At 32.6% G+C, this 23,356-nt stretch carries 25 protein-coding genes and 1 tRNA gene; 9 read left to right on the top strand and 17 right to left on the bottom strand.

What is annotated here, in order from left to right; all coding sequences use genetic code 11:
- Positions 1 to 50 precede the first annotated feature (50 nt).
- From DPN68_RS06770 to DPN68_RS06755, 4 genes are read right to left on the bottom strand one after another with little or no spacing between them, the layout of a single operon-like run.
- On the bottom strand, positions 51 to 989 hold the full coding sequence (locus tag DPN68_RS06770) for a mevalonate kinase family protein (RefSeq protein ID WP_113988897.1): 939 nt from the start codon (positions 987 to 989) through the stop codon (positions 51 to 53).
- Between the two features lie 32 nt (positions 990 to 1,021).
- Positions 1,022 to 1,306 carry a type II toxin-antitoxin system RelE/ParE family toxin gene (locus DPN68_RS06765; protein WP_262510106.1) on the bottom strand — a complete coding sequence of 95 codons (285 nt, stop codon included), beginning with the start codon at positions 1,304 to 1,306 and terminating at the stop codon, positions 1,022 to 1,024.
- An 8-nt stretch (positions 1,307 to 1,314) separates the two neighbouring features.
- Positions 1,315 to 1,524: a hypothetical protein gene (locus DPN68_RS06760; protein WP_239987048.1), complete on the bottom strand. Its 210-nt coding sequence runs from the start codon at positions 1,522 to 1,524 to the stop codon at positions 1,315 to 1,317.
- A gap of 42 nt (positions 1,525 to 1,566) precedes the next feature.
- Positions 1,567 to 2,646 (bottom strand): diphosphomevalonate/mevalonate 3,5-bisphosphate decarboxylase family protein, encoded by a 1,080-nt coding sequence (locus DPN68_RS06755; RefSeq protein ID WP_113988894.1) that lies wholly within the window; start codon positions 2,644 to 2,646, stop codon positions 1,567 to 1,569.
- 82 nt (positions 2,647 to 2,728) lie between these two features.
- Here DPN68_RS06755 and DPN68_RS06750 point away from each other — a divergent pair, with 82 nt between their 5' ends.
- The gene (locus DPN68_RS06750; RefSeq protein ID WP_113988893.1) at positions 2,729 to 3,205 is read left to right on the top strand and encodes a TspO/MBR family protein; all 477 of its coding nucleotides are present in this window, start codon (positions 2,729 to 2,731) and stop codon (positions 3,203 to 3,205) included.
- 48 nt (positions 3,206 to 3,253) lie between these two features.
- Here DPN68_RS06750 and DPN68_RS06745 read toward each other — a convergent pair whose 3' ends face one another.
- Positions 3,254 to 3,838, bottom strand: a complete 585-nt coding sequence (locus DPN68_RS06745; protein ID WP_113988892.1) for a hypothetical protein — start codon at positions 3,836 to 3,838, stop codon at positions 3,254 to 3,256.
- A gap of 143 nt (positions 3,839 to 3,981) precedes the next feature.
- Here DPN68_RS06745 and DPN68_RS06740 point away from each other — a divergent pair, with 143 nt between their 5' ends.
- Both DPN68_RS06740 and DPN68_RS06735 read left to right on the top strand, forming a co-directional pair.
- Positions 3,982 to 5,628: a tetratricopeptide repeat protein gene (locus DPN68_RS06740; RefSeq protein WP_133256574.1), complete on the top strand. Its 1,647-nt coding sequence runs from the start codon at positions 3,982 to 3,984 to the stop codon at positions 5,626 to 5,628.
- Positions 5,628 to 6,986, top strand: a complete 1,359-nt coding sequence (locus DPN68_RS06735) for an LPP20 family lipoprotein (RefSeq protein ID WP_113988890.1) — start codon at positions 5,628 to 5,630, stop codon at positions 6,984 to 6,986. Before DPN68_RS06740 ends, DPN68_RS06735 begins: the two co-directional genes overlap by 1 nt.
- Here the strand turns inward: DPN68_RS06735 and DPN68_RS06730 are convergent.
- Positions 6,967 to 8,187: a BaiN/RdsA family NAD(P)/FAD-dependent oxidoreductase gene (locus DPN68_RS06730; RefSeq protein ID WP_113988889.1), complete on the bottom strand. Its 1,221-nt coding sequence runs from the start codon at positions 8,185 to 8,187 to the stop codon at positions 6,967 to 6,969. The two genes, DPN68_RS06735 and DPN68_RS06730, sit on opposite strands and share 20 nt — an antisense overlap.
- Positions 8,184 to 8,864 (bottom strand): glycerophosphodiester phosphodiesterase, encoded by a 681-nt coding sequence (locus DPN68_RS06725; protein ID WP_113988888.1) that lies wholly within the window; start codon positions 8,862 to 8,864, stop codon positions 8,184 to 8,186. The genes DPN68_RS06730 and DPN68_RS06725 overlap by 4 nt, the downstream gene beginning before the upstream one ends.
- Positions 8,865 to 8,937: 73 nt before the next feature.
- Between DPN68_RS06725 and DPN68_RS06720 the strand changes: the two genes are divergently transcribed.
- Complete coding sequence (locus DPN68_RS06720) at positions 8,938 to 9,378, top strand: hypothetical protein (protein WP_113988887.1); 441 nt, start codon at positions 8,938 to 8,940, stop codon at positions 9,376 to 9,378.
- Positions 9,379 to 9,397: 19 nt separating this feature from the next.
- On the opposite strand, the gene DPN68_RS06715 is transcribed toward DPN68_RS06720, so the two are convergent.
- From DPN68_RS06715 to rplU, 5 genes are all read right to left on the bottom strand, one after another.
- Positions 9,398 to 10,756: a metal-dependent hydrolase family protein gene (locus DPN68_RS06715; protein ID WP_239987046.1), complete on the bottom strand. Its 1,359-nt coding sequence runs from the start codon at positions 10,754 to 10,756 to the stop codon at positions 9,398 to 9,400.
- Positions 10,757 to 10,790: 34 nt separating this feature from the next.
- Positions 10,791 to 11,672: a hypothetical protein gene (locus tag DPN68_RS06710; RefSeq protein WP_133256573.1), complete on the bottom strand. Its 882-nt coding sequence runs from the start codon at positions 11,670 to 11,672 to the stop codon at positions 10,791 to 10,793.
- A gap of 67 nt (positions 11,673 to 11,739) precedes the next feature.
- Positions 11,740 to 11,821: transfer RNA gene (locus DPN68_RS06705), tRNA-Leu, on the bottom strand.
- A 133-nt stretch (positions 11,822 to 11,954) separates the two neighbouring features.
- On the bottom strand, positions 11,955 to 12,215 hold the full coding sequence (gene rpmA / locus DPN68_RS06700) for a 50S ribosomal protein L27 (protein ID WP_111567425.1): 261 nt from the start codon (positions 12,213 to 12,215) through the stop codon (positions 11,955 to 11,957).
- Between the two features lie 18 nt (positions 12,216 to 12,233).
- A complete protein-coding gene (rplU, locus tag DPN68_RS06695; protein ID WP_113988885.1) occupies positions 12,234 to 12,653 on the bottom strand; it encodes a 50S ribosomal protein L21 in 420 nt (139 codons plus the stop codon).
- A 190-nt stretch (positions 12,654 to 12,843) separates the two neighbouring features.
- On the opposite strand from rplU, the gene DPN68_RS06690 reads away from it, so the two are divergent.
- Together DPN68_RS06690 and DPN68_RS06685 are read left to right on the top strand one after the other, a co-directional pair.
- Complete coding sequence (locus DPN68_RS06690) at positions 12,844 to 14,169, top strand: M16 family metallopeptidase (RefSeq protein ID WP_113988884.1); 1,326 nt, start codon at positions 12,844 to 12,846, stop codon at positions 14,167 to 14,169.
- Between the two features lie 9 nt (positions 14,170 to 14,178).
- Positions 14,179 to 16,230 (top strand): insulinase family protein, encoded by a 2,052-nt coding sequence (locus tag DPN68_RS06685; protein WP_113988883.1) that lies wholly within the window; start codon positions 14,179 to 14,181, stop codon positions 16,228 to 16,230.
- Positions 16,231 to 16,277: 47 nt separating this feature from the next.
- Here DPN68_RS06685 and DPN68_RS06680 read toward each other — a convergent pair whose 3' ends face one another.
- Positions 16,278 to 17,147 (bottom strand): DMT family transporter, encoded by an 870-nt coding sequence (locus tag DPN68_RS06680; protein WP_113988882.1) that lies wholly within the window; start codon positions 17,145 to 17,147, stop codon positions 16,278 to 16,280.
- Between the two features lie 103 nt (positions 17,148 to 17,250).
- On the opposite strand from DPN68_RS06680, the gene DPN68_RS06675 reads away from it, so the two are divergent.
- Entirely contained in the window at positions 17,251 to 17,595 is a 345-nt protein-coding gene (locus tag DPN68_RS06675) for a heavy-metal-associated domain-containing protein (protein ID WP_113988881.1), read from the top strand.
- Between the two features lie 84 nt (positions 17,596 to 17,679).
- On the opposite strand, the gene gldD is transcribed toward DPN68_RS06675, so the two are convergent.
- The 4 genes from gldD to mutY form a co-directional block, all read right to left on the bottom strand.
- Positions 17,680 to 18,228 (bottom strand): gliding motility lipoprotein GldD, encoded by a 549-nt coding sequence (gene gldD / locus DPN68_RS06670; protein WP_113988880.1) that lies wholly within the window; start codon positions 18,226 to 18,228, stop codon positions 17,680 to 17,682.
- A gap of 15 nt (positions 18,229 to 18,243) precedes the next feature.
- Positions 18,244 to 19,536: a gliding motility-associated protein GldE gene (locus DPN68_RS06665; RefSeq protein WP_113988879.1), complete on the bottom strand. Its 1,293-nt coding sequence runs from the start codon at positions 19,534 to 19,536 to the stop codon at positions 18,244 to 18,246.
- A 69-nt stretch (positions 19,537 to 19,605) separates the two neighbouring features.
- Complete coding sequence (locus DPN68_RS06660) at positions 19,606 to 19,992, bottom strand: single-stranded DNA-binding protein (RefSeq protein WP_113988878.1); 387 nt, start codon at positions 19,990 to 19,992, stop codon at positions 19,606 to 19,608.
- A gap of 46 nt (positions 19,993 to 20,038) precedes the next feature.
- On the bottom strand, positions 20,039 to 21,067 hold the full coding sequence (gene mutY / locus DPN68_RS06655) for an A/G-specific adenine glycosylase (RefSeq protein ID WP_113988877.1): 1,029 nt from the start codon (positions 21,065 to 21,067) through the stop codon (positions 20,039 to 20,041).
- A 121-nt stretch (positions 21,068 to 21,188) separates the two neighbouring features.
- Here mutY and DPN68_RS06650 point away from each other — a divergent pair, with 121 nt between their 5' ends.
- A complete protein-coding gene (locus tag DPN68_RS06650) occupies positions 21,189 to 21,494 on the top strand; it encodes an HU family DNA-binding protein (protein ID WP_262510105.1) in 306 nt (101 codons plus the stop codon).
- Positions 21,495 to 21,813: 319 nt separating this feature from the next.
- Positions 21,814 to 23,356 (top strand): Rne/Rng family ribonuclease (locus tag DPN68_RS06645; RefSeq protein ID WP_133256572.1); only part of this gene is annotated, 1,543 nt, incomplete at its 3' end.

The following is a 23,356-nucleotide window of genomic DNA, read 5'->3' as shown; positions in this document are numbered from 1 at the left end:
GCATGAAAATATAAAAACCCATTACCTATTACCAATAACCTGTCACCTATCTAAAAATTATAAACTACTTCTAATTTATAGTCTTTTAGCGATTCTTTTGCTTTATCTAAATCTTGGGTGAATCCCAGAATATAACCGCCACCACCAGAACCACATAATTTCAAATAGTAATCGTTGGTGTCGATTCCTTTTTGCCACACTTGGTGAAATTGCTCTGGAATCATTGGTTTAAAGTTATTCAAAACTACTTTTGATAATTGTTTGGTATTTTCTAACAACGATTTCACATCGCCATGCAAGAAATTTTCCACACAAGCATCGGTATATTTTATGAATTGTGATTTTAACATGTTTCGGAAACCGTTGTCTTTTAAGTTTTCCATGAAAATAGAAACCATTGGAGCCGTTTCGCCCACAATTCCTGAATCAATTAAGAAAACTGCTCCTTTTCCTTGCGTGCTTTGTGTTGGAATTCCAGTTGCTTCGATATTTTCTTTTGAGTTGATTAAAATTGGAATACTCAAGTAACTGTTCAACGGATCTAAACCTGAACTTTTTCCGTGGAAAAACGATTCCATTTGAGAGAAAATCGTTTTTAATTGCAATAATTTTTCACGCGTTAAATTTTCTAACACCGTGATTTTTTTATTGGCATATTGATCATAAATCGCAGCAACTAAAGCACCACTACTCCCTACTCCATATCCTTGCGGAATACTTGAATCAAAATACATTCCGTTATTTACATCATTTTTCAATGTCGCTAAATCAAAAGTTACCAACTCAGGTTGCTCCGATTGCAATTGCTCTAAATAAGTGGCAAACTTTTTTAAACTTTCGTTTGATTTCACAGCACTTTCAGACGAATTTCCATCGTTCTTTAAAGCACCATTATAGAAATTATAAGGAATTGAAAGTCCTTTCGAATCTTGGATAATTCCGTATTCTCCGAAAAGCAATATTTTTGAGTAAAAAAGTGGTCCTTTCATTTTTTTTGTATTCAGTTTACAGTTTATAGTAATCAGATTTTTAATTTCTTTGGGTTTTGTCTTGTGTCGAAAACAGCAACCACTACAATATGTTTTTCGTTATAATGATAAAAAAGTGTATTTTGTTTTGTAACCACACACTTTCTGATTTTAATATTTTTACTTGAAGAAGGAAATGATTCTGGGCTTTTTGCTACAATTTTCAAAACTAAATATAGCTTATTTACAAAATCGTCTTTAACCTTCAAATTCCATTTTAACTCCAAATATTCAAAAAGTTGATTCAACTCTTTTTGAGCTCTTGGAGTTACTACAATTTCTCTTATTATTTCAAATGCGGCTTGATAAAATCGTCAAAAGAAGAAAATTCTCCCTTTTCATATTGCTCCATTGATTCGTTTAGAATATTTTGTTGCTCTTCCGTTAAATCATCCCACCAATCTTTCTCTTCTTTTTGGAAAATTTTCCTAATAGCTTGTAATACCGAAGGGTTTTCTGTTTCCATCAGCAATTTCATAAGCTCTAATTTTTCCAATCGAATATCCATTTTTATTGAAATCTATGGTAAATATAAGAATTATTTTAATTGATTTGCACCATTCCCAATTTCATCGCAAATATACTGACCATTTTGACAATAGCCAACTAATTCATCTTGAATAAATTGCAATACGTTTTCTTTTACATTTTCAGGATACAAAACATGCACATTGGCACCAGCATCTAACGTAAAACAAACGGGAATTTGGGTTTCATTTCTGAATTTCCAAATTTTATTGATAATTTCTAATGTATTGGGTTTCATTAAAATAAAATACGGCATAGACGTCATCATCATGGCGTGTAAAGTCAAGGCTTCGCTTTCTACAATTTTGATAAATTCTGCTACATTTCCAGATGATAAAATTGCTTTTATTTGGGATAAATTTTCGTGTGCTTGCGCAAAACGTCTTTCCGCATATGGATGATTGTGCATTAAATCGTGCCCAACCGTACTCGAAACTTGCTTTTCACCTTTATCTACTAATAAAATCGTGTCTTGATAGTTTTTGAAATTTTGATGAATTTCTGAAAATTCAACACCAAATAAATCCGAACTTCCGTTGATTTCAGCATGATTGCCCCAAACTACGACTTCACCTTTGATGCTTCTGCAAGCACTTCCGCTTCCTAATCTGGCTAAAAATGATGCTTTGGAATAGAAATAGTCATCAGAAATCGTTGGATTAATTGCTTTTTCCAAACTCATAATATTCATGGCTAAAGCTGCCATTCCAGAGGCTGAAGAGGCAATTCCTGAACTATGAGGAAACGTATTTTGGGTGTCAATTTTAAAATGATATTCTTTTAAAAACGGACAATATTTTTCGATTCTTTCGAAGAATTTTTGAATTTTTGGTTTGAAATCTTCTTTTGGTTTTCCTTCAAAAAGTAAATCGAATGAAAAATCATTGGTTTCCGATTTTTTAATTACTTCCAACTTCGTAATCGTCTTACAATTGTTTAACGTAAAACTTATCGATGGATTCGCCGGAATTTGGTTTTCTTTCTTGCCCCAATATTTCACTAAGGCAATGTTACTTGGCGCGCTCCATTCGAAACTAGCCGATTCAATGGAATTATATGTGGTTGTGATAAAATCTTTTTCAGTAAGCATAGCTTAAAATTTTGACAAAAATACCGATTTTGATTGATTTGTTCTTCTGATATTTCGTTAATTTGCTGATAAATTTAAAAGTATGAAAACTTATCTTCGAATTTTACTTTGCGTTGTTATTTGTTTGGCAGTAGGTTATTTGTCGAGCATCACTACGCAATCTGGTATAAAAACTTGGTATCCAACTATTGAAAAGCCTGTTTTCAATCCGCCAAATTGGGTTTTTGCTCCAGTTTGGACTATGCTTTTTATCCTAATGGGAATTGCTGCTGGAAGAGTTTGGAACCAATTGGAAACCAACAAAGAATTAGTTAAAAAAGGATTACTATTTTTTGCTATTCAACTCGCATTGAATGCTTTGTGGTCGTATTTGTTTTTTGGATTGAATAATATTTTATTGGCTTTAGTTGAAATTATCCTACTTTGGTTGGTGATTTTCGAAACGTATTTAATTTTCAAACAAATTGACAAAAAAGCATCTTATTTGTTACTTCCGTATTTGGCTTGGGTTGGATTTGCAACGATTTTAACAGCAAGCATTTATTGGTTAAATCGATAAAAAAAGCGACTCCATTTCTGAAGTCGCTTGATATTTAGATGAAAGAAATTATCTATTTTTAAACTCTTCCATTTCTTTGTTGAATGTTTCTTTGAATTTTTCGTAGTTGTAATCTACTTTCAAACGATCATCAGCAGAAATTCTATTGTTTAAAGTGCTTAACAATGCCGCATTGTTTAACTCAATAGCAATATACGTTTTGTATTTTCCTGTTGCCGTTTTAGTTAATTCTTCACAAATTGTTTTTGTTCCAGAAATAGACTGATTGATTACCTCACGACTTAAACCTTCATATTTTGCAATGTATTCTTGTTTTCCAGCAGAATTTACATCGTTAAAATAGTTATCAATAACTGCTTTTAAAGTTACTTCAATTTGTCCAGCTAATTCTAAACGCGCATTACTCAATGCCATTCTTTTAGAGTTTGCTTGATCTGGACTTTCTCCAACGCTATTTGCTCTGAAGAAATCTTTGTCTGTAAAATATTTTGGACCACTACACAAAACTTCTACTTTAACTTCTCCTTTTGGAGCGTCAACTGGAGCGTCAACTTTTTTACTTTTACATGAAGCAACTCCTAGAGTAACTAATGCAACTAAAACCGATTTTCTTAAAATTGTAATTTTTTTCATAAGATGAAATTAATGTTTAACGAATTATTTTTGGTATCATATTTGAAACATTTGTCAATATTAACAAAAAAAACAACTAAAAAAAACGTTTGTTTGTTATTTTTGTTTTAAAATTGCTAAATGAACACAAAAAGTTTTACAAAATGCATGCCAAGAAAATTACAAGATTAAAAACATACTTATTTCTCTTACCTTTTTTTATACTAATTATCAGTTGTAGTGTAAAAAACAGCACGCTAAAAAAAGGATCGGAAATTGAAAAAAATGGAAATTTCAAAGAAGCTTCTGAGCTTTATATGAATGTTTTATTTCGCAAAAATAACATCCCCGAAGTACAAAATGCATTGAGAAGAAGTGCTCAGTTGCACATTTCTGAAACCGCTTTTAGCATTGCAAACAAAAACGAAAGAAACGATCAAAAAGGTGTTGTTGACGACTATTACAGCCTTACGCAATTTGTAAACCGAGTAAATGCTTTTACAAAAAACATCGATATTGACAGCCAAACCAAAGCTATTTACCAAAAAAACTTAGCTTTATACTTAAACAATGAGTACGATTTAGCCAACAAATACCTTTCAGAAGAAAAATTTGCTGATGCTGAAAATACACTTAAAAACATCCAAAAATTTGATTCAAATTACAAAGACACTTCAAAAAAACTAGTTACTGCCGTAAACGAACCTTTATATTTGAGAGGAATTGAAGAATTTTCAAACAAGAAATATATTGCTTCATACCAAACTTGGAATAGAATTGCAACAAAAGAACCAAATTATAAAGACGTAAAAAACAAACTCCAACAAGCTTTAAACGAACGCTACAAAGAAGGAAGTTACTTCTTAATGCAAGAAAATTTTAAAGAAGCCGAACAAGCTTTTTATGATGTTTCGCAAATTAATAACAATTACTTAGATGTTAGAAATCTTTACAAAGAAGCTTACAGCGAACCCATCTACAGAAAAGCCGTGAAAGATTTAAAAATTGACAAATGTAGAACCGCTTATTTGGGATTAGAAAATATTATAAACAAATTTAACAGCTACAAAAATGCTGAAGAATTAAAAAATACGGCTTTAAAATGTGCTGAATATCCAATTATTATTGAATCGTACCGAACTTCATCATCAAACGGATTTGAAAACAGGATTCAGAATGCGGTGATTGAAGATATTCTAAGTAGCAAAAACCCTTTTGTAACAATAATTAAAGGCGGAACATCCAATAATTCTCCTTTATTTAACATTAATTCAACACGCCCAACGAACAGCCAATTGTCTCGTTATGTTAACAATTCGTATGCTAATACAAGAGCGAAAGCAATTTTAACGGTTCACATCAACGAATACAAACTTCAAGAAAGCCAACCTAGAGTTTTCAACAGAAATGGTATTGAAGTGAAGCGCATAAAAGCAAGAAACGGTTCCGACTCTATTGTTGAAAAAGCCGTAACTTATAAAGAGTATGAGCGTCGAAATACTTTGTCATCTAGTATCACTTATAGTTTAATTGAAATCAAAACTGGAAAAATTTTGATGCAAAAAACCATCCAAAAAAACGACGAACAAGAAGTTCGCTACGCTAGATACAACAGCAACAATTTGAGTTTAATCTATCCAACAAGAATAATTGGTTCTACTTTTAGCCGAGACGATTCCAATTATAAAGTTTTGCAAAGTTTATTTCAAACTCCAGAAATTATTGATAACGAACAATTGAGTGAAAACATACTAACCGATTTTAGAAGAAGAATTACAAACGACGTTTTAGTGTTTAATCCCGAAGAATAATGAAAAAAGCATTTCTTGTAATTTATAGTAGTTTTATCCTTTTAAGTTGTGGTGGTTCTAAAAGCAGTTCCACAATTCCTGCCAATGCACCAGATTGGGTTCAAAAAACACCTTTGAGTTCATTCAATTATGTTGGTATTGGAATGGCGCCAAAAACTTCTTCTGATTACAGAGAAAAAGCACAAAAAATGGCTTTGACCGAAATTTCCAATAGTATTTCGGTTACGGTTTCTAGCAATAATTCGCTAAATGTTTTTCAATACGACAATACGTTCAATGAATTTTACCGTATGAACAGCATGGTTTCAAGTGCTTCTTTCATTGAAGGTTTTGATGTTGTAGATAATTTTGAAGATAAAAACTATTATTATGTTTACATCAGTCTTTCAAAACAAAAACACGAAAGTTTAAAAAGAGCGCGTATTAGAAAAGCATTAGAAAGTTCGCTTTTTAAGTTTGATTATGCCAAAAAAATGTTGGAACAAAAAAACTTTTCCGAAGGAATCAAGCAACAAATTTATGCTTTGGAAGACATCAGTGAAGTTTTGAATGAAGATTTGCGTTTTACCGAAAATGGCATTGAAAAACCGTATGTTAGTGTTTTAATGAATTCCATATTTTCAACTTTTAATCAGGTAGAAATCGTTTTTCCTTCCAAAGAACTGAATATCAATCACGCTAAAGACAGAATGGAAATTAGTATTTATCCAATTCTAGCGAATATTCAAGGAGAAGCTTTGGGTAATTTTCCGCTTAAATCGAATTATTCATGGCTTCCAGGGCAATCGCAATTTTGGAAAACAGAAAATAGTGGTGTTTTTGGAATTAACTTAACTAGAAATTTCAACAAAAACACTAGAGAAAGAATTACAACTTATGTTGACGTACCAACTTACGTTAAAAGTATTAGCCAAAATAATGTCGTTCACAAAATTTTTGAAAATTACCAACCTAAGAAATTTGAGCTTCCAATAAATAAAACGTTACCTGTTTTTGAAGTAAATTTTTACGCAGTTGATCAAACGAAAAGAAAAATTACCAATCTAGAAGAACAATTAAATAGTCTTTTAGAACGAGATTTTTTCACCAAAGCAACCACAAGAAACAAACCTGATTTCCAAATAGCTATCGAAAGTAAAAAAGTAGAAAACCTTGCTGTTAATGGGAAAACGTCTATTAAATTGGAATCTAAAATTGTAATTACCAATAAAGCCAAACAAATCATTTATCAGGAAACCATTCATAATTTAATTGGCATTGGAAACACCTTAGAATTAGCGGAACAAGACGCAGTAAATTCACTATTCGATAAAATTAAAATTGTGTATTACAATCCTATTATTCAATCGATGCTATAGCATTTGCCGCTATAAATCCGTCTGTCCAAGCATTTTGGAAGTTAAATCCGCCAGTAATGGCATCAATGTTTAGAATTTCACCTGCGAAATACAAATTGGGTAAAATTTTGCTTTCCATCGTTTTGAAATTCACTTCTCTTAAATCGATTCCACCTGCAGTAACAAATTCCTCTTTGAAAGTGCTTTTTCCGTTGACTTGAAATTCGCCGTTGGTTAATTGTTCGGCTAAAAAATGGAGTTGCTTTTTGTTCACATCAGCCCATTTGGTTTCTTCTGAAATTGTTGCTGCTTTTGTCAAGCTTTCCCATAAACGTTTGGGTAAATTAAATTGAGCATATTTAGTGACCAATTTCTTCGCATTTTCTTCTTTTATTGTTTTTAATTCTTCCACAATTTCATCAAAAGAATATTCTGGAATCCAATTGACTTGAATAGCAAAATGATACTTTTTTTCAGCCAATTCACGAGCGCCCCAAGCGGATAAACGTAAAATTCCAGGTCCGCTCATTCCCCAATGCGTAATCAATAACGGTCCAGTTGCATTTAACTTGGAATTTTTAACTTTCACAGCGGCATTTGTAGCAACTCCCATCAAATCTTTGATACGAACATCTTTGATATTGAAAGTAAAAAGCGATGGAACAGGCGGAACAATAGAATGACCTAAACTTTGCAAAAGTTCCCAAATTTTCGGATTACTTCCGGTTGTCATAATCACTTTTTGGCAACTGAAAACGTCCTGATTGGTTGAAATTTTCCAATAATTTTCGCCTTGATACAATTCCTGAACACTATGACCAGTTAAGACATCTATTTTAAGTTTTTGAGTTGCATTCAAGAAACAATCAATGATGGTTTGCGAAGAATCTGAAATGGGGAACATTCTGCCATCTTCTTCAATTTTAAGTTCCACGCCGTGTTTTTCGAACCATTCAATCGTATCACCAGAACAAAATTGATGAAACGGTCCTTTTAATTCGCGTTCGCCTCTAGGATAAAATTTCACTAAATCATTGGGAACAAAACAAGCATGAGTTACATTGCAACGACCACCACCAGAAATTCGGACTTTCTCTAAAACACTTTTCCCTCGTTCTAGAATAGCAACTTTTAATTTTGGATTTTTCTCTACCAAATTAATTGCAGTAAAAAACCCGGCTGCGCCTCCGCCAATAATGATAATGTCGTATTTTGAATTCATAGTAAATCTGGAAAATCTGAAATTATGCCGTTAATTGGATATTGTTTCAAATGAGAAATAGTTGCACTTTCATTAACTGTCCAAGTATTAATCTGAAACCCTTTTTCTTGTGCCAATAAACAATTTTCAAAGGTAAGCAAAGAAAAGTGAGGATGAATGGCTTTTGCTTTTAATTCTGTAGCCCACTCAATGGCTTGCTCTACACTAGCCTGCGTTAACACAGCCATTGGAATAAAACTATCTAATTTTCTCAAGGTTTCCAATTCTTCTCTTTGAAAACTTGAAATTAAAAAATGCTCCAGCTTCCAATTGAATTTAGTTATGTATTTCTCTACCAATTGCAAAACACTAGAAGCAGTATTTCTTCCTTTCAATTCTATATTCACCCAACAGCGTTTGTCAATCAATTGTAAAACTTCCTCTAAAGTAGGAATTTGATACTGATTATTAATTTGTAAAGCTTTCAGTTCTTGAAGTGTAAGTTTACTGATTTCTCCGGTTCCATTGGTTAATCTATCCACAGTAAAATCATGAAAAACCACCAATTCACCAGAAGCACAAATATGAACGTCTAATTCTATGGCATCGACATGCAATTCCAATGCTTTTTCAAAAGAAGAAATGGTGTTTTCGGCAATATAACCAGCTGCTCCACGATGACCAATGCGTTGTATCATACACAAAATTTACATTACAAATATACAATAGAATAGCTTTTAATTCGTTACTTTACAAGAAGACCTTGATGTTATGAAAAAATTAGCCCTATTAGTTCTCGTTCCATTTTTGATTATGTGTGGCCCAACAAACACACAAGTACGTGATGATTTTAAATCGGTAAGTGAAAAAGAAAAAGAACGCATTTTGAAAGAGATGAACGCATCAAGTCCAACAAAAAGCGTATTAATATTCACCCAAGGATTTAAAGGTGAAAAAATCATAGCCAAGCAAAATGATAAAAATGTATATTCAGGCTATCCTATTAGCAATTTAAAAACCCAATATGCCGCTAGTTTCAGCTTTACAAATACTTCCAATTTGATTATTAACGATACTTTTTCAAAAGAAGAACTTGTTATTGAAACGAAAAAAGCACAACAACATAAATTCATTTATATCAAAAAGGAGTACAAAGAAGGCAAAGCGAAATACTTGATTACTTTTAGTAATACGTTGCGTCCTTTGGAGTAAAGATTTTTAAATAAATTGATTATTCTAACAAATTTTTCTCCACTCGTCCATCTTTTAGTATCACAAGAAATTTATCATTCGGTTGTGCAATCAAATCAATATCTTCTAATGGGTTTCCATCAATTAATATTAGATCTGCTAGTGCGCCTTGTTTTATTACTCCCAACTCACCAGGGTAAGGACTTCTATTACCAGACAAACTCAATAACTGTGCATTATCATGAGTTACCATTTTTAAAATTTCGTATGGTGTAAACCATTCTTTTAATTTTAGGAGATAGGAATTTTGCTCTTCATTTAACCATGGTTCGAATAAAAAATCTGTTCCCCAAGCCAATTTAATTTTCATTTTTTTTGCCAAAGGCCATATCATTTTTTGTCCGTCTACAACGGGTTTGCGTTTTTCTTTTCTGAGTTCGCTCATTTCAGGAGTATTGTCAATTAAATTTTGACAGCTCAACCAAATACCTTTTCGTTTTATTAGTTTTAAAGTAGACTTATCAAGTAATTGACCGTGCTCAATGCACTTTACACCTGCGTCAATTGCTTTTCTTACCGCTCTAGGTGTATATGCATGGACGGTTACATAAGTTCCCCAATCTTCTGCAGCTTCTACAGCCGCTTTCATTTCCTCTAGTGTATACTGAGTTACATCTACAGGATCATAAGCAGAAGAAGTTCCTCCACCGGCCATTAATTTGATTTGACTTGCTCCAAATCTAAGATTTTCTCTTACTGCAGTTAACACCTCTGCAGTTCCATCTGCTATAAATGAAGCTCCGAAATTTTCAGCTTTAGATATAGGTCCAAAAAATCGACGTGAACGTTCTTCAGGCAAACGTAAATCTCCGTGACCAGAAGTTTGGCTAATCATTGCTCCCGAAGGCCAAATACGAGGTCCTTGTATAGTACCATCATCTATAGATTGTTTTAGTTGAAAAGAAGGTCCGCCAACATCCCGCACAGAAGTAAAGCCTCGTAACAGCATTTTTTTGGCTTCTGGCACAACTTTCATTAATAAATTTTCAGGTTTCAAATTTGGATCCATCATATCTTTCATAGACAATGCTCCAAAAATCATATGAACGTGAACATCAATTAAACCAGGGATTAATGTTTTCCCCTTTCCGTCAATAACAATCATGTTGTCATTTTTTGGGAGAGCTGTTTTAGATATTAATGCAATCTTATTTCCTGATATTAAAACATGCTGATTAGTTAATATCAATTCATTTTTACCATCAAAAACAGATACATTTTCAAATAGTATTTCTTTATTATGTTGCTGAGCATTAAGCCAGTTACATAAAAAAACCATACAAAATAAAACTTTTGCTCTTTTAGTAATACGCGTAAAAACTAGTTCTCTTTGCTTCATATTTTAAATTACATATGATTAATTCCTATTTGTTTTATTTTTTTAGTGTCCAAAAATCAAACCCTATTCCAACTCCTAAATATGGCTTTTGGTTATAATTCCAGTCATTCGTGTTTTTAGTCAAGCCAACATCCCATCCTAAAAACCCAAGAACTTTAAACCCTCTAACATTAAGACCAACACCAGGTGTAATAAAAAAAATAAGACCTTCTTCTTCACTAGTATAATTTGCATTTGACAGACTAGTCGAATCGTTATTTAACTCAACGCGTCCTAAACCAAAACCCAGTCCTGCAGAAAAACCATACGTGCTTTTTTTCATTTCCATTCTTCGATTTCTATAAATCAACCAATCATGATTTAAACTGAAGGCAGTTCCAATTTTAAACTCACTGGTAACCTGACTTCTTAATTTACCATTTATTGCTGGACGAATAGAAAAAGGAATTGTAATAGCACTCCATCTCGTATAAGTATGAGTAAATGTTGCTTTCTCATTTACTGGAATTACAATATATCCAATTGAATTTAGTTTATCATCAAAGTCGTTTGTAAAATATACTGGATTTAAATAAATTTTACCTATTTCTGTAGTAGATGGCGTGATGTTCTCTAACCTCCACTTTTGAACAACATTTATAAGACTGTCTTGTTTCGAAGTGATAAGGGTATCATTTACCAATGTTCGTTGATATTCTAACCCAACTTTTTTTTCAGTTAAAACCCAGCCCTTTTTCAGTAACTCTTTTTTAGTACCAATTGGCATATAAACTTTGTTCAAATGTAATACATTTGGATTTAGTGTATAAACACCAACATGCTTTTTTCTTTGCTCTTGATTTTGCTGTCCATAAAGACAACTTGTAAATGAAATTAAAGCAAAAAGTATAAATAGAAAGGGAATTTTACAATTCATCTTAATCGGTTTGACCATAAAATAAAAAACCTAAGATATAAAATATATCTTAGGTTTACAAATTTTGTGCGGGTGAAAGGACTCGAACCTTCACACCTTGCGGCACCAGATCCTAAGTCTGGCGTGTCTACCAATTTCACCACACCCGCAGTGGTTGTAATTATGGGTGCAAATATAGCCAATTGGACTTTATTTGCAAAACATTTGGAATAAATATTACCCAAAAAATTAATAAAAAGCCTCAGTAAATTAGAGGCTTTTTATCTAAGTTTTATCAAACAGTTATGCTTCGAAAGGAACAACAGATACATATGATTTGTTCTCCCCTTTTTTCTGGAATTTTACTACTCCGTCAACTTTTGCATGTAATGTATGATCTTTCCCCATGTAAACATTTTCACCTGGGTTGTGTTTTGATCCTCTTTGTCTAACAATGATGTTACCTGCAATTGCAGCTTGACCACCATAAATCTTAACGCCTAAACGTTTCGATTCTGATTCTCTACCATTCTTAGAACTACCGACACCTTTCTTGTGAGCCATGACGTTATATTTTAAATGTTATTCTTCAGTTTTTTTTGCTTTAGTTGCTTTAGCTTTTGGTTTCACTTCTTCAGTTACTTCCGCTACTTCAACTTCTGCTTTTTTAGTAGCTTTCTTCTTAGCTCCTCCTGCAACGATACCTTCAATTACAATTTGAGTTAAAGATTGTCTGTGACCATTTTTCTTTTTGTAACCTTTTCTTCTTTTCTTTTTGAAAACGATTACTTTATCACCTTTTAAGTGTTGTAACACTTTGGCTTCTACAGAAGCACCTTCTACAGCTGGGGCGCCTAAAGTTACGCTACCATTATCATCTAACAAAAGAACTTTGTCGAAAGAAATTTTCGAACCTTCTTCTGAAGCTAAACGGTGAACATAAACCTTTTGGTCTTTGCTTACTTTAAATTGTTGCCCTGCTATCTCTACGATTGCATACATACGAATATGAATTTAGTTAATTTTTCAAGAGCGCAAATATACAACTATTTATGAAATGAAAAACACTCAATTATAAAAAAGTTTTAAAAAAAGCAATTTTAACAAAAAAAAATAATTTTACAGGCTCAAATTGTAACATTTTTCAGAAATTGCGTCTTATAAAGGAATTACTAAAACTAAATATTAATTTATGAAAAAATCTTTAATGGCTTTGGGTACTGCACTTATACTAGGCGGCACAGCTACAGCTCAAAAAGTAACCTTTGAAGAGTACAAACTTGACAATGGCCTTCACGTGGTGCTACACCAAGACAATTCAGCTCCTGTTGTTATTACATCAGTAATGTATCATGTAGGCGCTAAAGACGAACAACCAGACAGAACTGGAATGGCGCACTTTTTTGAACATTTATTATTTGAAGGAACAAAAAATATTGAACGCGGAGAATGGTTCAAATTAGTTACAGCTAACGGTGGAACTAACAATGCAAATACTACAGACGATAGAACGTACTATTACGAAATCTTCCCGTCAAACAATTTAGAATTAGCATTGTGGATGGAATCTGAAAGATTAATGCATCCAGTAATCAATCAAATCGGTGTAGATACTCAAAATGAAGTTGTAAAAGAAGAAAAAAGACTTCGTGTGGACAACCAACCTTACGGAAACTTAATCAAAGCCGTAAAAGAAAACATGTTCAAAGCACATCCATATCGCTGGACAACCATTGGAGAAATGGAGCATTTAGATGCTGCAACTTTAGAGGAGTTTATGGCTTTTAACAAAAAATTCTATGTGCCAAATAACGCTGTATTAGTAGTTGCAGGACAATTTGACAAAGCACAAGCAAAAGAATGGATTCAAAATTATTTTGGACCAATCAAAAAAGGCGCTCCTGTTGAAAGAAAGAAATATGAAGAGGCTCCTATTACTGAGCAATTCAGAGCAAAATGGGAAGACCCAAACATTCAAATCCCAATGATGGTTACTTGTTATAGAACCCCTTCTATGAAAACACGTGACGCAAGAGTTTTAGACATGATTTCATCTTATTTATCAGACGGAAAAAGCTCTAAATTATACAAAAAAATTGTAGATGATAAAAAAATGGCATTGCAAATTGGCGCTTTTAACTACAGCCAAGAAGATTATGGCATGTATTTAATTTATGGCTTACCAATGGGAGCTACTCCAGCTGATGACATCATCAAAGAAATTGATGAAGAAATTGTAAAATTACAAACAGAATTAATTTCTGAAAACGATTATAAGAAATTACAAAACAAGTTTGAGAATCAATACGTAAATAGTAACGACAACGTAGAAGGTATTGCTGACAATTTAGCTACTTATTATATGTTGTATGGCGACATCAACTTAATCAATACTGAAATTGACATCTATCGTTCTATTACAAGAGAAGAAATTCAAGCCGTAGCTAAAAAATATTTAAATCCAAACCAAAGAATGATTTTGGATTATGTACCAGCTTCTGATAAAACTCAAAACTAAGATTGACTCATGAAAAAAATAGTATATATCGCAGCCTGTTTATTTTTAACAATAACAATGCAAGCACAAGATAGAAAAATGCCTCTTCCAGGGCCAGCACCAGCAATCAACATTAACAAGCCACAGACTTTCACAATGAAAAATGGCTTGAAAGTGATTGTAGTTGAAAACAATAAATTACCAAGAGTATCATACACCTTAACTTTAGACAACGCACCTTACGCTGAAGGCGACAAAAAAGGAGTTTCTAGCTTATTGAGTGCTATGATGGGTAACGGAACACAAAGCATTTCTAAAGATGCATTCAATGAAGAAATTGATTTCCTAGGTGCTAACATGAATTTCTGGTCTTCTGGGGCTTCAGCAAGTGGGCTTTCAAGATACTCGAATCGTTTATTGGAATTAATGGCTGATGGCGCTTTAAATCCACTTTTAGTTCAAGAAGAATTTGACAAAGAAAAAGAAAAAGCAATCGAAGGTTTAAAAGCCAATGAAAAAAGCGTAACAGCTATTGCTGGTAGAGTTGAAAATGTTTTGACCTATGGAAAAAACCACTACAATGGTGAATTCATGACAGAAGAAACATTAAACAACATCTCTTTGGCTGATGTGAAAAAAAATTACATCACTTATTTTGTGCCAGGAAACGCTTATTTAGTTGTTGTTGGTGATGTAAAATTCAAAGACGTAAAGAAAAATGTAGAAAAATTATTTGGTAAATGGAGAAAAGCTATTGCGCCAAACGTAACTTATCCAGAACCAAAAGACGTACAATACAGTCAAATTAACTTCATTGATGCTTCAAACGCAGTTCAATCTGAAATTGCTTTGGTAAACTTGTCTAACTTAAAAATGACAGACAAAGACTATTTCGCAGCTTTATTAGCTAACCAAATTCTTGGTGGTGGTGGTGAAGGAAGATTGTTCTTAAACTTACGTGAAGCACATGGTTGGACATATGGTGCTTATTCATCAATTGGATCAGGAAAATACACTACAAAATTCCGTTCTAGTTCATCTGTAAGAAATACTGTAACGGATAGCGCTGTAGTTGAAATTTTCAACGAACTAAAGAAAATTAAAACAGAACTAGTTTCTGATGAAGATTTGAAAAATGCTAAAGCAAAATACGTAGGTAACTTCGTAATGCAAATCGAAAAACCAACAACAATTGCTCGTTATGCATTAAACAAGTATACACAAAACTTGTCAGATGACTTCTACGAAAACTACATTAAAAACATTAATGCAGTTACAGCTCAAGACATCAAAAATGCAGCGAATAAATATTTCTCAACAGAAAATACAAGAGTAGTGATCACAGGAAAAGCTGCTGATGTATTACCTGCTTTAGAAAAGTTAAGCAAAGATGCTAAATTACCAATTTTCTATTTTGATAAATTTGGAAATCCAGCTGAAAAACCAGTAGTTAAAAAAGAAATTCCAGCTGGTGTTACTGCACAATCAGTAATCCAAAAACACATTGATAATATTGGTGGAGTTGATGCTCTAAAGAAAGTTAAAACTGTTGCTATCATGTCTAGTGGAACAGTACAAGGAACGCCTTTAAACATGACTACTAAGTTAGCAAAAGGCAAAATGTTAAATGAAATTTCTGCAATGGGAATGAGCGTAATGAAGACTGCAGTTAATGACAAAGCAGGCTATGCTGTTATGCAAGGTCAACGTCAAGACATTACTGGAGATGATTTAAAAGAAATGCAGGCAAATGCAAACACTTTTAAAGAACTTGCTTTACTAGCTGACAAAAATGCTACTTTAAAAGGAATTGAAACGATTAAAGATGGTGATGCTTACGCAATCGAAAGTGGAAAAGTAACTTATTATTTTGATGTAAAATCAGGTTACAAAGTTGCAGAAGCTGTTGAAATGGAGCAAATGGGTCAAAAAATGACACAAACTACTTACTTTGAAGATTACAAAGAAGTGAAAGGTTTAAAATTCCCATACAAAACTACACTGAACGTAGGAATGGAAATTGAGTTCATCACTTCAGAAGTTAAAATTAACGAAGGAGTTACTGACGCTGATTTCAACTAATCTTTTTATAAGTTATACCAAAAGCACTCAAGAAATTGGGTGCTTTTTTATTTCCTACTCGAAAAATAAACGCCAACTAAAACAATTAGAGCTCCCAAACCTTGAAGCAAACTCAGTGATTCATCCATTACAAAAAAACCTAACATAAAAGCAACAACAGGAATAATATAGGTTACCGAAGAAGCAAAAACAGGAGACGATAATTGAATCAAGCGAAAGAAAAGAATGTTTGAAAATCCTGTTCCTACAATACCTAAAATAGCTATGAAACCTAATGACGTTACTACTTTTTCATCAGTTGCGATAGCGAAGAAATCACTAAAATACAAAACCAGCAGCGCTGGAAATAACATGATTAAAAAATTTCCCGTACTAATCGTTAGTGGTTTTAAATCGGATAAATATTTCTTGATAAAATTCACATTGATTCCATAAAAAAGAGAAGCTATCACAATTAAAATAGCATAATAGTAATTTTCAGAAGTATTTCCACCATTTTCAGAAAGCACTAACAAAACACAACCAATAAACCCAATAATTACTCCAAAAACTTGTCGGCGTTGCACTGGAATACCAAAAAATATAATTCCAATTAATAAAGTGTTTAAAGGTGTTAGCGAATTCAAAATAGAACTCACAGAACCATCAATTTTAGAAAGTGCAATAGCAAACAAATAAACCGGAACAAAAGTGCCAAAAATAGCCGTCAAAGCAATATATTTCCATTTGTACAATGGAATTTTTGGAATTTCTTTGAAACCAACTAACAACAGAAAAAAACCTGCAAAAACAATTCGCAAACTTCCTAATTGGACTGAATTCACTCCTTTCAAACCCATTTGCATTAAGATAAAAGAGCTTCCCCAAACTGCACCTAAAAAGGCTAAGAGATACCATTTTGTATTGTTGTTTTCCATAACAAGTTTTAAAGCACCAAATTTCAGGTATTATTTTTTAAAAACCCTTTAATTTTTCTTAATTTTGTAAAGCTTAGAAAAAGAGCTATTTAATTATATCATTATGAAAAATTTAAAATTTATTGCCATTGCTACTTTCGCTTTAGGAACATTAGTTTCTTGTAAAAACGACGCTAAAGAAACAACAGAAAAAACAACCATAAGCGCCGATGCAGAATTAGCAACAACCAACTTAACTATCGACGGAATGACATGCGAAATAGGTTGCGCGAAATTAATTGAAGGCAAATTACAAGGCTTAAACGGAGTAAAAGAAGCTAAAGTAGATTTTGAAACCAAAACTGCAAGTATCACTTATGATGTAAGCCAACAAGACATTACTTCATTAACAGCAACTGTAGAAAAAGCTGGTGGTGGCGAATTGTATAAAGTAGTTGAAAATAAATAAAACGTTTTAATTTTCTTTATTCAACAACACGAATTTCACTAATTGGCACTAATTTATTGGTGTTTACTAGTGAAATTCGTGTTTTTATTTCCACTCAAAAGATTCCATAATACGGCGAATATCTTCTTTGATATAACTCGCTGCTGGTAAAATAGAATCAAAATTGGGTTTAGCATAAAAATACATACTACCCGTTAAGAAGTGCTTAGTACTATCGGTTAAATAAAATTGAGAATTTGTTGCTGCATTTCCGCCCACTTCTGAAAACATTCCATATACTCTTTTTTCTGAATTTAAGAAAGGTTGAACCATAATATCATCGGCTTTTATAGCGTGCTCATAAGTTAATTTTTGCGCATCGCGAAGTAAATTTTCAATATCACCATTTACTTTTTTATACGTCAAATAAACCGTTGCTTTCATTTTGGGATAATGCAACTCAATAGCACATTCTTGCTTCGTTTTCGTTTCGGCATTTGTATTTACATCAAAAGTAAAATTACAATCTGATGCTAATTTTTCATACGTTGGACTAGGATATTCCAAACGCAATTGTCCTTTTGGTTTTGGAATAGTTTCATCTCCACAAGAAATCAAAGTCAATGTTAATAATAAGGCAATTATTTTATGCATAAGTAAATCTTTACGCTACAATAACGTAACTTTTATTTGTTTTATTCTCTTTTTGTCTAAACTTTCTACTGTAAATGTAACGTTTGAAAAGGCAATCTTTTGATTTTTCTTTGGAAAATTACCTGAGATTTCCAAAATAAATCCAGCTAAAGTTTCAGCTTCACCTTTGGCATTTTCCCATTCGTCTTCGTTCACATCTACAATTCGGTAGAAATCTTTCAAACTGGTTTTTCCTTCAAACAAGTAATTTTTGTCGTCAATTTGGGTGAAGTTTACACTTTCATCATCAAATTCGTCGCTGATATCCCCAACAATTTCTTCCAAAACATCTTCCAATGATATTAAGCCCGAAGTTCCGCCGTATTCATCAACCACTATGGCCAAATGGTTTTTCATTCCTTGAAATTCCTTTAACAAATTATCTAATTTTTTGTTTTCTGGAACAAAAAACGGTTCACGAATGAGCGATTGCCAATCAAACTCCTTGTATTCAATATACGGAATCAAATCTTTGATAAACAAAACGCCTTCAATTTGATCCACATTTTCACGATAAACTGGAATTCGGGAATAGCCTTTTTCAATAATTTTTCTCATTACAACCGCAAATTCTTCTTCAATATCCAAAGCAAAAATATCAATTCGCGGGCTCATCACTTGGCGTACTTCTGTATTTCCGAAAGTTACAATTCCTTCCAAAATTTTTTGTTCTTCTTGAGTAGTTTCGCCATCTTGCGTTAATTCAAGTGCTTGCGACAATTGATTTACTGAAAAATTGGTTTTTTGGGCACTAAATTTCTTTTCAACAAATAAAATAAAACTTCTCATTGGTAAAGTCACTGGCGAAAACAACTTATCAAGTATCGTAATTGGGATAGCAACCATTTTTGAAAAAACTACGTTGTTTCTATTGGCATAAATTTTTGGTAATACTTCACCAAAAAGTAAAATTAGAAATGTAACCACAATTACATCCAACAAAAACAAAACCCAAGGAGTTTCAACACCACGAAAAAGTTTATCACTCGATGATGCAAAAACAATTACAATTGCTATATTAATGAAATTATTAGCCACTAGAATAGTTGCCAATAGTTTTTTCGGTCGTCGTAACAACTTTTCAATTAACGTTCCTTTATTGTAATCTTCGGTCGTTAAATCGTCAATGTCTTTTTGGGAAAGTGAAAAAAGCGCAACTTCTGTTCCTGAAATAAAAGCAGAGCAAATTAACAGCAACGCTACGATTACTAAATTAATCAGCAATTCAAAATCAATACTTTGAAGTAAACTGGAAGGATCTGGATCCAATTTGAAAAAAATTAGTTAAACAATATAAATTTGCCACTCTATTAAAGCGACAAATTTACTCTTTATTTATTACTCAGACGGATTTGATTTAAAATTTTGGTGACTAGCATCCGTTTCTTTTTTCGTATTTAAGAAAGTGAATTCTGTTACTTGAATTTCGGTAGTATATTTTGTTGTACCATCTTCAGCTTGCCATTGACGTGATTTAATACGTCCTTCAATATAAATCTTATCTCCTTTTGATAAGTATTTTTCACAAATTTCAGCGGCTTTATTTCTAACAACAACATTATGCCATTCCGTTGAAGTGATTTTTTCACCTGTAGTTTTGTTAATATAAACTTCATTGGTAGCCAAAGGAAATCTTCCTATGCAGTTACCACCGTCAAAATAATGCATTTTAACTTCATCTCCTAAATGCCCTATTAAAAGGACTTTATTTACTGTACCGTTCATGGCGTGTATTAATTTGGTTTATTCAAATATACAGTTTTTCATGAAATTACAAGTAATTTGCTTCAAGAAATTTATGAATTACTATTGGAAAAGGCAATTTCATGATAGTTTCTAATGGTTTTGCAGCTTCAATTTCGTTTGAAAATTCCAATTCAAAAAAGCGAATATGCAAATGCTGGTGCGACAATTTATGAACCAATGGTGTTTCATTTTTTAAAATCACTTGTATAGGATTGAAATCATCTTTAATAGTAGTTACCAAACTTTCAAGAGGAACATTTTGTGGAGTTTCTACCAATTGGAATTCGTATAAATTTTTCCAAATTCCATCATGAATTCGTTTTTCTACTACCAAAAAACCCCGAACGTCTTTCATAATCAAGTAATTGAAATAACGATTTGTGACTTTTGTTTTTTTGGATTTAACAGGCAAAGCATTTACTTTATCATTTTGGAAAGCAAAACAAGAAGTCGCCAAAACACAATTGGAACAATCAGGACTTTTTGGAACACATTGCAAGGCACCAAACTCCATTATTGCTTGATTGAAGAGGGCTGCTTTCTTTATTGGTAATAATTCTTGAGCTTTATTTTGGAACGTTTTCTTGGTGCTCAACAAAGCCGTATCTTCATTCATTCCAAAATACCTAGCCAAAACGCGAAACACATTACCATCAACAACAGCAACGGGTTCGTTATATGCAAATGAAGCAATTGCAGCCGCAGTATATTCACCAACACCTTTTAATTGCAATAATTTTTGATAATTATCTGGAAATTCACCCTTATAATCATATGCAATTTGTTTGGCTGTTGCATGTAAATTTCTTGCTCGAGAATAATAACCTAAACCTTGCCAAAGTTTTAAAACTTCTTCTTCTTCCGCTTGAGCTAAATCAAAAACCGTTGGAAATGCATCCATAAACGAATAAAAATAAGGCAATCCTTGTGCTACTCGCGTTTGTTGCAGCATAATTTCTGACAACCAAATAGCGTATGGATTAGTAGTTTTTCGCCAAGGCAAATCGCGTTTGTTTTGTAAATACCAATTAATTAGCGAGTTAGAAAAATTCATTTGAGCAGGATTGAAAAGCAAAAATATGAGTTTATGAGTTAAAATTTAATTAATTAAGGTTGATAAATTGTTTTTTTAATTCATATATTTGCACTCTTAAAAAAATGAACATAAAATATTAATACGAAAGAAAATGACGAAAGCAGATATCGTAGCGAAAATTTCTGAAAAACTAGGTCTTGAAAAAACTGATGTTCAAGCAACAGTAGAGTCTTTTATGGAAGAAGTAAAAAACTCACTAGAAACTGGAGATAACGTTTACTTAAGAGGATTTGGTAGTTTTATTATCAAAACAAGAGCGGAAAAAACAGGTAGAAACATTTCAAAAAACACTACTATTAAAATTCCAGCACACAACATTCCTGCTTTTAAACCAGCAAAAATATTTGTTGAAAGCGTAAAAACAAAAACAGAAGTAACAGTATAATTTATTTATTAATCTAAACCAACAACGTTATGCCAAGTGGTAAAAAGAGAAAAAGACACAAGATAGCGACTCACAAACGTAAAAAGAGAGCGAGAGCTAATCGTCATAAAAAGAAAAAGTAGTTCAAAACTACTTTTTTCTTTTTAACGTTCATTGAAATTAATCAATCTAACAAATTGATTTTCGGGTAAATACCTGTAAAAAACTAATATTAAATCCATCTGTGAAAATGTTAGATGATGGGTGTTAGGTGTTAGGTGTTTTTTACATCAGGCATCAGACATCAAGCATCAGACAAAAGCAGATAAAAATGTACTGCATGAACAAAGAATTAATTATTCGTTCGGGTTCAGAAGCTGTAGATTTTGCCTTATTAAAAGATGGAAAACTAATAGAATTACATAAAGAAGAAGAAAAAGGCACCAATTTTAGTGTTGGCGATATTTTTATCGCTAAAATTAGAAAACCTGTTGCCGGATTAAATGCGGCTTTTGTTAATGTTGGTTATGAGAAAGATGCTTTCTTACACTATCATGACTTAGGACCTAATTTATCTTCAGTTATGAAATTTATTAAACTTGTAAGCGCAGGTAAACTAAACGATTATTCACTCAAAAATTTTCCATTTGAGCCAGAAATTGACAAAAACGGAGTAATTAGCGATATTTTAAGCGCTAACCAATCGGTTTTAGTACAAGTGGTAAAAGAACCTATATCAACTAAAGGTCCTAGAATTAGTTCTGAGATCTCATTAGCAGGAAGATATGTGGTTTTGGTTCCCTTTTCTGATCGCGTTTCCATTTCACAAAAAATAGAATCGAAAGAAGAAAAAGACCGTTTAAAACGACTTGTAATGTCAATAAAGCCAAAAGGTTTTGGGGTTATTGTGCGAACAGTAGCCGAAGGCAAAAAAGTAGCTGAACTAGACAAAGATTTACAAAACTTAATGGACCGCTGGTCTATTATGTGTAAAAGGCTACAAACCGCGCATCATCCGTCAAAAGTATTAGGAGAACTAAACAAAGCTTCTTCTATCTTACGAGACGTGTTTAACGATACTTTTACCAGTATCCAAATTGATGATGAAGAATTGTATATTCAAACGAAGGACTATTTGCAAGAAATAGCTCCGGATAAAGTGTCTATCGTAAAACACTATCAATCAAAAGATTTACCTCTTTTTGAGAAATATCATATTGAACGCCAAATAAAAACCTCTTTCGGAAAAACCGTTTCCATGAGTAAAGGTGCATATTTGATAATTGAACACACCGAAGCTTTACACGTTATTGATGTAAACAGTGGTAACCGTTCTAACAAAGCACTTACACAAGAAGGAACAGCGCTTGAGGTAAATATGATTGCCGCTGCTGAAATAGCAAGACAATTACGTTTACGTGATATGGGTGGTATTATTGTTGTCGATTTTATTGACATGCAAAATGCCGAACATCGAAAAGAATTGTACGATTTCTTAAAACAAGAAATGAGTGACGATAAGGCTAAGCACAAAATCTTGCCTCCTAGTAAATTTGGATTAATTCAAATTACTAGACAAAGAGTTAGACCAGAAGTCAATATTAAAACTAGAGAAGAAGACCCAAACAATGAAAATGGGGAAATTGAAGCTCCAATATTAATTATTGATAAAATTGCGTTTGATCTTGAAAAAATTATTAAAGACCACAAGAAGATTGTACTTAATGCACATCCGTTTGTGGCAGCATACCTTACCAAAGGTTTTCCATCAATACGTTCAAAATGGTTTTTTGAACATAAAAAATGGGTGAAAATAATACCTCGTGACGCTTACACGTATCTTGAATACCATTTCTTTGACAAAGAAGGAAATGAAATTAAAT

It is taken from the genome of Flavobacterium tibetense, assembly GCF_003293845.1.
GTDB lineage: Bacteria > Bacteroidota > Bacteroidia > Flavobacteriales > Flavobacteriaceae > Flavobacterium > Flavobacterium tibetense.
Note: the sequence above shows the minus strand (reverse complement) of the source record. Positions and strands in the feature narration are given on the sequence as shown.

Excerpts from the sequence above, each read along its gene's own strand:
- DPN68_RS06660 (WP_113988878.1), bottom strand. The coding sequence starts at position 19,992 with ATGAACGGTACAGTAAATAAAGTCCTTTTAATAGGGCATTTAGGAGAT.
- DPN68_RS06770 (WP_113988897.1), bottom strand. The coding sequence starts at position 989 with ATGAAAGGACCACTTTTTTACTCAAAAATATTGCTTTTCGGAGAATAC.
- DPN68_RS06755 (WP_113988894.1), bottom strand. The coding sequence starts at position 2,646 with ATGCTTACTGAAAAAGATTTTATCACAACCACATATAATTCCATTGAA.
- DPN68_RS06675 (WP_113988881.1), top strand. The coding sequence starts at position 17,251 with ATGAAAAATTTAAAATTTATTGCCATTGCTACTTTCGCTTTAGGAACA.
- DPN68_RS06735 (WP_113988890.1), top strand. The coding sequence starts at position 5,628 with ATGAAAAAAGCATTTCTTGTAATTTATAGTAGTTTTATCCTTTTAAGT.
- DPN68_RS06730 (WP_113988889.1), bottom strand. The coding sequence starts at position 8,187 with ATGAATTCAAAATACGACATTATCATTATTGGCGGAGGCGCAGCCGGG.
- DPN68_RS06750 (WP_113988893.1), top strand. The coding sequence starts at position 2,729 with ATGAAAACTTATCTTCGAATTTTACTTTGCGTTGTTATTTGTTTGGCA.
- DPN68_RS06720 (WP_113988887.1), top strand. The coding sequence starts at position 8,938 with ATGAAAAAATTAGCCCTATTAGTTCTCGTTCCATTTTTGATTATGTGT.
- DPN68_RS06710 (WP_133256573.1), bottom strand. The coding sequence starts at position 11,672 with ATGAATTGTAAAATTCCCTTTCTATTTATACTTTTTGCTTTAATTTCA.
- mutY (WP_113988877.1), bottom strand. The coding sequence starts at position 21,067 with ATGAATTTTTCTAACTCGCTAATTAATTGGTATTTACAAAACAAACGC.
- gldD (WP_113988880.1), bottom strand. The coding sequence starts at position 18,228 with ATGCATAAAATAATTGCCTTATTATTAACATTGACTTTGATTTCTTGT.
- DPN68_RS06715 (WP_239987046.1), bottom strand. The coding sequence starts at position 10,756 with ATGAAGCAAAGAGAACTAGTTTTTACGCGTATTACTAAAAGAGCAAAA.
- DPN68_RS06680 (WP_113988882.1), bottom strand. The coding sequence starts at position 17,147 with ATGGAAAACAACAATACAAAATGGTATCTCTTAGCCTTTTTAGGTGCA.
- DPN68_RS06745 (WP_113988892.1), bottom strand. The coding sequence starts at position 3,838 with ATGAAAAAAATTACAATTTTAAGAAAATCGGTTTTAGTTGCATTAGTT.
- rpmA (WP_111567425.1), bottom strand. The coding sequence starts at position 12,215 with ATGGCTCACAAGAAAGGTGTCGGTAGTTCTAAGAATGGTAGAGAATCA.
- DPN68_RS06740 (WP_133256574.1), top strand. The coding sequence starts at position 3,982 with ATGCATGCCAAGAAAATTACAAGATTAAAAACATACTTATTTCTCTTA.
- rplU (WP_113988885.1), bottom strand. The coding sequence starts at position 12,653 with ATGTATGCAATCGTAGAGATAGCAGGGCAACAATTTAAAGTAAGCAAA.
- DPN68_RS06690 (WP_113988884.1), top strand. The coding sequence starts at position 12,844 with ATGAAAAAATCTTTAATGGCTTTGGGTACTGCACTTATACTAGGCGGC.
- DPN68_RS06725 (WP_113988888.1), bottom strand. The coding sequence starts at position 8,864 with ATGATACAACGCATTGGTCATCGTGGAGCAGCTGGTTATATTGCCGAA.
- DPN68_RS06685 (WP_113988883.1), top strand. The coding sequence starts at position 14,179 with ATGAAAAAAATAGTATATATCGCAGCCTGTTTATTTTTAACAATAACA.